The sequence below is a fragment of the Myroides sp. LoEW2-1 genome, from assembly GCF_009767705.1.
GTDB lineage: Bacteria > Bacteroidota > Bacteroidia > Flavobacteriales > Flavobacteriaceae > Flavobacterium > Flavobacterium album_A.
Genome location: NZ_WSPP01000346.1, coordinates 1 through 741 on the forward strand (window position 1 = coordinate 1; position 741 = coordinate 741).

At 33.2% G+C, this 741-nt stretch carries 1 pseudogene; it reads left to right on the forward strand.

Going from position 1 to position 741, the window contains the following annotated elements:
• Positions 1–121 precede the first annotated feature (121 nt).
• Positions 122–340: pseudogene (locus GOQ24_RS15715) on the forward strand (AAA family ATPase); the annotation flags it as partial.
• Positions 341–741: the final 401 nt, after the last annotated feature.

Below are 741 nucleotides of genomic sequence, written 5' to 3' on the forward strand. Positions count from 1 at the left end.
TTCTAGTTTACAACAGAAATAGAATATTACTAATCCTACCACTTTTGGTACAAACCTTATATAGTAATCCTACCAAAACAGGTAGGATTTTCTAGTTTACAAACAATTAATTAAAAAAATTATGCAATTAAGACAATCAGAAAGAAAAAGAGCAAAGATTAAAATGGCTCTTCAAGGAAGTGCAGGTTCAGGAAAAACTTATTCAAGTTTACTACTAGCACAAGGATTAACTAATGGTGACTTATCTAAAGTTGCTATTATAGACACAGAAAATGGAAGTGCAGATTTATATGCACACCTAGGAAGTTATAATGTATTATCACTTCAACCACCTTTTACTGGGTATTCCGGTCTAAACTGAACAGGTAATTCCGGTCTAAACTGAACAGGTGATTCCGGTCTAAACTGAACAGGTGATTCCGGTCTAAACTGAACAGGTAATTCCGGTTTAAACTGAACAGGTGATTCCGGTCTAAACTGAACAGGTGATTCCGGTGCAAACTGAACAGATGATTCCGGTGCAAACTGAACAGTTCTGAGCTTAGTTTTTTAGTGTAAATTGTGATTAAAAATCACAAAGTTATGGCTAATAAACCTATCTCAACGACCATGATAAAAAGTATCATTAAGATGAAAATAAAAGAAATTTCTAATTCTAGAATCGCATCTAGTTTAGGAATTTCAAGAACTACATTGATTAAATATGTAGATAATATCTGTAAATCAGGGCTTAGTTTTGGT